General features: G+C 71.4%; 7 protein-coding genes. 6 read left to right on the top strand and 1 reads right to left on the bottom strand.

The window, feature by feature from the left end:
• Positions 1 to 197: 197 nt before the first annotated feature.
• From ACZ37P_RS08060 to ACZ37P_RS08050, 3 genes are all read left to right on the top strand, one after another.
• Positions 198 to 773 (top strand): TerD family protein, encoded by a 576-nt coding sequence (locus ACZ37P_RS08060; protein WP_355349942.1) that lies wholly within the window; start codon positions 198 to 200, stop codon positions 771 to 773.
• A 55-nt stretch (positions 774 to 828) separates the two neighbouring features.
• Positions 829 to 2,022 (top strand): DUF475 domain-containing protein, encoded by a 1,194-nt coding sequence (locus ACZ37P_RS08055; RefSeq protein ID WP_391160179.1) that lies wholly within the window; start codon positions 829 to 831, stop codon positions 2,020 to 2,022.
• 70 nt (positions 2,023 to 2,092) lie between these two features.
• The gene (locus tag ACZ37P_RS08050) at positions 2,093 to 2,824 is read left to right on the top strand and encodes a TerD family protein (RefSeq protein WP_355349947.1); all 732 of its coding nucleotides are present in this window, start codon (positions 2,093 to 2,095) and stop codon (positions 2,822 to 2,824) included.
• A 27-nt stretch (positions 2,825 to 2,851) separates the two neighbouring features.
• On the opposite strand, the gene ACZ37P_RS08045 is transcribed toward ACZ37P_RS08050, so the two are convergent.
• Positions 2,852 to 3,766, bottom strand: coding sequence for a TerD family protein (locus ACZ37P_RS08045; protein ID WP_355349950.1), 915 nt, complete (start codon positions 3,764 to 3,766; stop codon positions 2,852 to 2,854).
• 163 nt (positions 3,767 to 3,929) lie between these two features.
• Here ACZ37P_RS08045 and ACZ37P_RS08040 point away from each other — a divergent pair, with 163 nt between their 5' ends.
• The 3 genes from ACZ37P_RS08040 (at position 3,930) to ACZ37P_RS08030 (ending at position 8,626) form a co-directional block, all read left to right on the top strand.
• Positions 3,930 to 5,096, top strand: a complete 1,167-nt coding sequence (locus ACZ37P_RS08040) for an HpcH/HpaI aldolase/citrate lyase family protein (RefSeq protein ID WP_355349953.1) — start codon at positions 3,930 to 3,932, stop codon at positions 5,094 to 5,096.
• A gap of 111 nt (positions 5,097 to 5,207) precedes the next feature.
• Positions 5,208 to 7,811, top strand: coding sequence for a phosphoribosyltransferase (locus tag ACZ37P_RS08035; protein ID WP_391160177.1), 2,604 nt, complete (start codon positions 5,208 to 5,210; stop codon positions 7,809 to 7,811).
• Complete coding sequence (locus ACZ37P_RS08030) at positions 7,808 to 8,626, top strand: HAD family hydrolase (RefSeq protein WP_355349959.1); 819 nt, start codon at positions 7,808 to 7,810, stop codon at positions 8,624 to 8,626. Before ACZ37P_RS08035 ends, ACZ37P_RS08030 begins: the two co-directional genes overlap by 4 nt.
• Positions 8,627 to 8,699: the final 73 nt, after the last annotated feature.

The following is an 8,699-nucleotide window of genomic DNA, read 5'->3' as shown; positions in this document are numbered from 1 at the left end:
TAGGAGGAGAGAGATTCCGCACACCTGCCGAGGCCTACCCCTCGGAAGTCCGCTGCCTCCCACAGCCCCTCCCCCCCACCCCCCCCCCCCGCCCCCCCCCCCCCCCCCCGCCCCCCCCCCGTCCCTGGCGGACCCAGGGCCCACCCAGCACCCAGGACCCACCCAGCACACCCTGCGACGGGGAGGAACGAAACACGATGGGCGTCACGCTCGCCAAGGGAGGCAATGTCTCCCTCTCCAAGGCCGCGCCGAATCTCACCAAGGTGCAGATCGGTCTCGGCTGGAGTTCCCGCTCGACCACCGGAGCCGACTTCGACCTGGACGCCAGCGCGCTGCTCTGCGGCAACGGCCGGGTCCTGGGAGACGAGTTCTTCGTCTTCTACAACAACCTCAAGAGCCCGGAGGGTTCCGTCGAGCACACCGGCGACGAACTGGTCGGCGGCACCGGCGGTGACGACGAGACGATCCTGGTGGACCTGAGCCTCGTCCCCGAGCGCGTCGACAAGATCGTCTTCCCGGTCTCGATCTACGACGCCGACGCCCGTTCCCAGACCTTCGGCCAGGTCAGCAACGCGTACATCCGGGTGCTCAACCAGGCGGACGGCGCCGAACTGGCCCGTTACGACCTGACCGAGGACGCCTCGACCGAGACCGCGATGATCTTCGGCGAGCTCTACCGCTACAGCGGCGAGTGGAAGTTCCGTGCGGTAGGTCAGGGGTACGCCTCCGGACTGCGCGGCATCGCCCTAGACTTCGGGGTCAACGTTTCGTAAAGCCGCGTACCTCGCGGGGGTCCTCGTGATCATCAGGGAAATAGGTAGGTAGCTCGTGCTCCTCAGAACATTCGGCTGGTCGTTCGGCATCACTGCCGCCGGCCTCGCCCTGGCCGGCGTCCTCTGGGGCTGGAAGGGCCTGGCCATTGTCGCGATCCTGTCGGTCCTCGAGATCTCACTCTCGTTCGACAACGCGGTGATCAACGCGGGCATCCTCCGCAAGATGAATGCCTTCTGGCAGAAGATGTTCCTCACCATCGGCGTGCTGATCGCCGTCTTCGGCATGAGGCTCGTCTTCCCGATCATCATCGTCGCCATCACGGCCAAGCTCAGTCCGTGGGAAGCGGTCAGGGTCGCGATCAACGACCACGACCGCTACGAGGCGCTGGTCACCGGCGCGCACCCGGCGATCGCCGCCTTCGGCGGCATGTTCCTGCTGATGATCTTCCTCGACTTCATCTTCGAGGAGCGGGAGATCACCTGGCTGGGCTGGCTGGAGAAGCCGCTGGCCAAGGTCGGCAAGCTGGACATGCTCTCCGTCGTGGTCGCGCTGGTCGCGCTGCTCGTCGCCGCCACCACCGTCGCCACCGGCGTCCCGCTGCACGGCGGTCACGGCACGATCGACAAGGGTGAGACGGTGCTGCTGGCGGGCGTCGGCGGCCTGCTCACGTATCTCATCGTCGGCGGTGTCTCCAGCTTCTTCGAGGAGCGGCTGGAGGACGACGACGAGGACGGCGCGGACGACGAGGACGGCGCGGAAGCGGGCGGAGCGGAGCCCGTCGCGGCGAAGAACGGCAACGGCGTCAGCACCGGACAGGTCGTGGGCCTGGCGGGCAAGGCCGCGTTCTTCATGTTCCTCTACCTCGAAGTCATCGACGCGTCCTTCTCCTTCGACGGTGTCGTCGGCGCCTTCGCGGTCAGCAACGACATCTTCGAGATCGCGCTGGGTCTCGGCATCGGCGCGATGTACATCAGGTCGCTGACCGTCTTCCTGGTCCGCAAGGGCACCCTGGACGACTACGTCTACCTGGAGCACGGAGCGCACTACGCGATCGGCGCGCTGGCCGTCATCCTGCTCGTCACGATCAAGTACGACGTCAGCGAGGTCATCACCGGTCTGGTCGGCGTGGTGCTGATCGCCGCTTCGTACTGGTCCTCGGTGGTACGCAACCGCCGACTCGGGGAAGACTCCGGGCAACCGGACGGTGACAAGGACGACGACAAGGCGGAAGTCGCGAGCGGGGTCTGACCCCGGTCGCGCCAGCGCTGCCCCCGCCGTCCGGCGGGGGCAGCCTCATGTCAGGGGAGGGCGAGGGCAGATGGCCTGGTGGAGTTTTCTGCGGCCGAGCGGCGGGCAGCAGTTCGACGTCGCGAACGCGCACACCGTGGAACTCACCAAGCGGCACCCGATGGTGTCGCTGTCCAAGCAGGGAGCGGCCGTCGGCAACCTCCGGGTCAACCTCTCGTGGTCGATGCGGACATCCGACACCGGTGGCTGGGCCACCTCCAACGGCGGGTTCTTCCGCCGCCAGCTCGACGTCTTCAAACCGCGCGTGGTGCAGGCGGCCGGACCCGCCATGGTCAATGTCGACCTCGACCTGGCCTGCATGTACGAACTGGCCGACGGCAGCAAGGGAGTTGTCCAGCCGCTCGGCAATCTGCTGGGCGACCTGGACGCGCCGCCGTACATCCAGATGAGCGGCGACGACCGGTTCGGCGGCACCTCGGGCGAGACGCTGTACATCAACTTCGACAAGCGGGACGAATTCCGGCGGCTGCTGGTCTTCGTCTACATCTACGACGGCACGCCCGCCTTCGACCGCACGCACGCGAAGGTCGAGATCTTCCCGACCTCGGGCCCGCGCATCGAGATCCCGCTCAACGAGCGGGAGCCGCAGGCCCGTTCGTGCGCCGTCGTGCTGATCGAGAACCGCAAGGGCGAGCTGGTCGTGCGCCGCGAGGTCAGGTACGTCTACGGCTTCCAGGCCGAGATCGACCGGCTCTACGGCTGGGGCCTCCAGTGGGGCCGCGGCTACAAGTCCAAGGTCTGACCGCGTCCGGCGCGCTGTCCGCGCGGGTCAGCTGCCCGACTGGAACTGGGGTCCCTGCGGCGGCAGTTGGAAGCCGCCGTCGTTGGCGGCGGCGGCCACCGGCTGCGGGTAGCCGTACGCCGGGTAGCCCTGCTGCGGCTGCTGGTGGACTGCAGGGGCCGTGGTGGCCGCCACGGGCTGCGGGTAGCCGTAGGCGGGCTGTGCGGGCACGTGGCCGGGCGAGGGAGCCTGGAGCGGGTATCCGTACGCACTGGTGGGCGCGGGCTCCGGCTCCTGGGCGTACGGCGCGGTCTGCTGGGACACCGGCCCGGCCGTGGGCGGCGCCGCCGGGGAGACGGTGGGCGGCGCGGTCGTGGCCGGTACGGCGGTACGGTCGGAGTCGCCGCCCTCGACGTCGTCCACCGCGATGCCGAATTCGGTGGCCACGCCGACCAGACCGGTGTCGTACCCCTGGCCCAGGGCGCGGAATTTCCAGCCGCCGTCCTTGCGGTAGATCTCGCCGCAGTTCAGGGCGGTCTCGTAGCCGGTGTCGGGGCGCACCTCGAAGGTGATGACGGGCGCGTGCTGCGGCCCCGTGGTGTCGTAGAGGAGCACGCACAGGTCCTGGACCTGCGCGAAGGGGCCGCCGTCGCAGGAGGCGACGATCACGACGCGGTCCACGTCGGAGCCGAGGGCGGCCAGGTCGACCTCGACGGTGTCGGTCAGGCTGCCGGAGACGCGTTTCTTGGGCAGGTGACGGGCGAGCCCCGAGGGGTGGCGCGGTTCGTTGTAGAAGACGAAGTCGGCGTCGGAGCGGACCTTGCCGTTGGAACCGAGCAGCAGCACGGAGGCGTCAACATCGGGGGAACCGGACGCCGGGGTCCAGCGCAGTACCGCCCGGATTCCGGGGGCGTCCAGTGGGGTGTTCGAGCCCTTCACCATCACGTGCGTCATACCGGTCATCCTGCCCTCCCCGTGGCGTGCGCCACAACGCCGGGCGGGACGGTCACGCGGTGGACCCGCCGCGGTTACCTGTTTTTCACGTGTGGAGGGAACCTCTACCCCATGCTCGCACGTACGATAATCGGCCAGATATCATCGGGCTCACTACCTCGAAATGGGGCGTATGCGACACTTCGGGCACCTCGCTCCTGAAGCCAGGAGCGAACTGTTTCACCGCGAGCCGCAGGAGTTCACTGCCGACTCGCCCGCACGCATGCTCGCGGTCGCCCTCGGCGCCACCCTCTACAGCCCCGCCACCCGCCCGCAGCTCGCGGACGACGTGGTGAAGCAGGCCGCCCGGGGTGTGGTGTCGATGGTCCTGTGCCTGGAGGACTCCATCGACGACCGCGACGTCGTCGCAGGTGAGGCCAATCTCGTCCGGCAGTTCGCCGATCTCGCGACCCGGCCGGAGGCGGCCCTTCCGCTGCTGTTCATCCGGGTCCGCACGCCCGCGCAGATCACCGACCTGGTGACACGGCTCGGCGGCACCGTGGAACTGCTGTCCGGATTCGTGCTGCCCAAGTTCACCGAGGAGACCGGCGTCCCCTTCCTGGAGGCCATGGCGCACGCGGAGGCCGCCAGCGGGCGGCGCCTTTTCGCCATGCCCGTACTGGAGTCCCCGCAGCTCCTGCACCTGGAGAGCCGGGTCGAGACGCTCTACGGGATATCCAGGACGGTCGACAAATACCGCGAGCGGGTGCTCGCCCTGCGCCTGGGCGTCACCGACTTCTGCTCCTCCTACGGCCTGCGCCGCGCCCCCGCGATGACCGCCTACGACGTGCAGATCGTCGCCTCGGTGATCGCCGACGTGGTCAACGTCCTCGGCCGCGCCGACGGCAGCGGCTTCACCGTGACGGGACCGGTCTGGGAGTACTTCAGGCACCACGAGCGGATGTTCAAGCCGCAACTGCGCCGCAGCCCCTTCACCCCCGAGGCCGAGGACCTGCGCGACACCCTCATCGAGCGCGACATGGACGGCCTGCTCCGCGAGATCGAGCTGGACCGCGCCAACGGCCTCCAGGGCAAGACCTGCATCCACCCCACCCACGTGCCCGTCGTGCACGCGCTGAGCGTCGTCACGCACGAGGAGTTCTGCGACGCGGCCGACATACTCGACGAGGACCGCTCCGGCGGCGGCGTCATGCGGTCCGCGTACACCAACAAGATGAACGAGGTGAAGCCGCACCGCGCCTGGGCGGAGCGCACCATGCGCCGCGCCGAGGTTTTCGGCGTCGCCCAGGAGGACATCGGCTTCGTGGAACTGCTCGCGGCGAGCCTGCCGCAGTCCTGAGCGCGGTCCCGGAACAGCCTCCAGCGCAGTCCTGAGCACGGCCCGGCGCCGCGCCCAGCCCTGAGCACGGCCCCCGCGCCGCGCTCGCACCGAACGGAAGAGAAGCACCGCATGGCAACGCACACGCCCTGGCCGGGCCAGTGGGTCGCGGACCGGCTGGGCATCGGCCTGGTGGGCGAGGGCCTGCACGGAGTGCTCGGCCTCGCGCTGCGCCGCAACCCCAAGCGCGCCCACCTGCTGGTCTCCAACATCCTCGGCAAGCACGTCCCGCAGGACCCGCGCGCGGTCTACGGCTCCGCGTACGCGCTCGGCGAGCGGGTCCGCGACCTGCTCGGCCCGGACGCGGTCGCCGACGCCGTGGTCCTCGGCTACGCCGAGACCGCGACGGGACTCGGCCACTGCGTCGCCGACGGCGTCGGCGGTGTGCCGTACCTGCACTCCACCCGGCGCGAGGTCGCGGGCGTCGCGGCGGGCGGCGGCTTCCAGGAGGAGCACAGCCACGCCACCGGACACCTGCTGCTCCCCGAGGACCCGGCGCTGCTGGCGGGCAGCGGCCCGCTGGTCCTGGTCGACGACGAGTTCTCCACCGGCCAGACCATCCTCAACACCATCCGTGACCTGCACGGACGCCACCCGCGCGAGCGGTATGTGGTGGTCGCCCTGACCGACATGCGGTCCGCCGCCGACCAGGCGCGGCTGGAGGACTTCGCGGCGGAACTCGGCGCCCGCGTGGACGTCGTCGCCCTGGTCGCGGGCGCCGTCACGCTCCCCGAGGGCGTGCTGGAGCGCGGACAGGCCCTGGTGGCCGCCCACGAGACGCCGCCGCCCGCGCCCGCCGACTACTACGACCTCACGCACGTCGAGCTGGACTGGCCGGCCGGGGTGCCGGACGGCGGCAGGCACGGCTTCCTGCCCGAGCACCGCGCCGCCCTGGAGGCCGCGCTGCCCGCGATGGGACAGCGGCTGGCCGCCGCGCTCCCGCCCGGCGCCCGCCGCGTCCTCGTCCTCGGCAACGAGGAGCTGATGTACGCCCCGCTGCGGCTGGCGGAGGCGCTGCGACGGCACACCGCCGCAGCGGACGCGGGCCTTGAGGGCCTGGGGCGGCACACCGCCGCAGCGGACGCGGGCCTTGGGGGCTCGCAGGCGGCCCCTGGCGGCGCTCTCGACGTGCGCTACTCCACCACCACCCGCTCGCCGGTGCTGGCCGTCGACGACCCCGGCTACGCCATCCGCAGCCGGATCGTGTTCCCCGCCCACGACGAGCCCAGCGACGGCCCCGGCGACCGGTACGCGTACAACGTGGCGGGCGCGGGCTTCGACGCGGTCGTCTGCGTCATCGACTCCGCGGGCGAGACCCCCGAGCTGTACGGGCCCGGCGGCCTGATCGCCCAGCTCGCCGCGCACACCGACCGCGTACTGGTCGCCGTCGTCCCCACCTACCGGCCGCGGCCCCGGCTGCACGCCCGGTTGCGGTCCCGGCTCACCGCCGGAACCGAGTCCCGTCCCCGACCGAACGGACACGCCGCACCGATGAGCCCCGCCCCTGTGAGCGCCACCGCCCGACCGCTGCCCGAGCCCCTGCGCGGCCCCGCCTTCTCGTCGTACGCGGCGGACGAGGTCGGCTGGCTGCTCAAGGACCTGTCGGAGGTCGAGCTGGAAGCGCCGACCGAGGAGCGCGAGGAGGCCATCCAGAGCGGCGGCGCGCACTACGCCGAGTCGCTGCCCGTCGAGTACCAGCCGAGCGCCGCGTACCAGGACCTGTTCAAGGCCGCCCTCGACGGCTCCGCCGAACGCATCGCGCGCGCGGTCGGCGCCGTCACCGAACTCGTGCTCGCCGAGCGCGGCCCGGACGCCGTCCTGGTCTCGCTGGCCCGCGCGGGCACCCCGGTCGGCGTGCTGATGCGCCGCTGGGCCCGGCACGCGCACGGCCTGGACCTGCCGCACTACGCCGTCTCCATCGTCCGCGGCCGGGGCATCGACCGCAACGCGCTGAGCTGGCTGGCCGCCCACCACGACGCGGCGAACGCCGTGTTCGTCGACGGCTGGACGGGCAAGGGCGCCATCACCCGCGAACTGGCCGAAGCCGTCAAGGACTTCGACGGCGAAGGCGTCTTCGACCCGGACATCGCGGTGCTCGCCGACCCCGGCGGCTGCGTGTCCACCTACGGCACCCGCGACGACTTCCTGATCCCCTCCGCGTGCCTCAACTCCACGGTCTCCGGCCTCATTTCGCGCACCGTGCTGCGCGCCGACCTGACCGGGCCCGACGACTACCACGGCGCGAAGTTCTACCGCGAGCTGGCGGGCGCCGACGTCTCCGGGCTCTTCCTCGACACCGTCACCGCCGCCTTCGACCGGGTCGGCGACGCCGTCGCCGAGGACGTCAAGTCGCTGCGCTCCGCCGACCGTTCACCCACCTGGGCGGGCTGGGCCGCGGTCGAGCGGATCAGCGAGGAGTACGGCATCGGCGACGTGAACCTCGTCAAGCCCGGCGTCGGCGAGACCACCCGCGTGCTGCTGCGCCGGGTGCCCTGGAAGATCCTCGCCCAGCGCGGCGTCGGCGCCGACCTCGACCACGTCCGCCTGCTGGCCGCACAGCGCGGCGTACCGGTCGAGGAGGTGGACGGGCTGCCGTACTCCTGCGTGGGTCTCATCCACCCCCGCTACACCCGAGGGGCCACCGGGACCGACGGCAAGGCGGTGGACGCGAAGTGAGTACCCGTCAGAACCGCACGCTGGTCGCCAGCGACCTCGACCGCACCCTGATCTACTCCACGGCGGCGCTCGCCCTCACCATGGCCGACGAGCACGCGCCGCGCCTGCTCTGCGTCGAGGTGCACGAGGCGAAGCCGCTGTCCTACATGACCGAGACCGCCGCGGCGCTGCTGGTGCGACTCGCCGCGGAGGCCGGGCAGTTCGTGCCCTCCACCACCCGCACCCGCAAGCAGTACCGCCGGATCAGCCTGCCCGGACCCCAGCCGCGGTACGCCATCTGCGCCAACGGCGGCCACCTCCTGGTCGACGGCCGCACCGACCACGACTGGAACGCCGAGATCCGCCGCCGTCTCGCCGACGGCTCCGCGCCGCTGGACGAGGTGCGCGCCCACCTCGCCGCCACCGCCGACCCCGCGTGGCTGCGCAAGGAGCGCATCGCGGAAGACCTCTTCGCCTACCTCGTGGTCGACCGCGAACGCCTCCCCGCCGGCTGGGTCAAGGAACTCGCCGCCTGGGCCGAACCCCGCGGCTGGACCGTCTCCCTCCAGGGCCGCAAGATCTACGCCGTGCCGCTGCCGCTCAGCAAGTCCGCCGCCCTCGCCGAGGTCGTCCGCCGCACCGGCGCCGACCGCGTCCTCGCCGCCGGCGACTCCCTCCTCGACGCCGATCTGCTCCTCGCCGCCGATGAGGGCTGGCGCCCCGGCCACGGCGAGCTGGCCGACTCCGGCTGGACCGCCCCCCACGTCACCGGCCTCGCCACGGTCGGCGTCGCCGCCGGCGAAGAGATCATCCTGCGGATGCGCAACGCCCTCTAACGCCGCCCCCGCGCAGGGCCTTGTTTTTTGGGGGTGCGGGGCTGGTGCGCTGGCGTTGCGCAGGGCCTGTTTT

This window comes from Streptomyces sp. NPDC024632, from assembly GCF_055559175.1.
The sequence above is the reverse complement of the archived record's forward strand: the minus strand, read 5'-3'. Positions and strand labels throughout refer to the sequence as shown.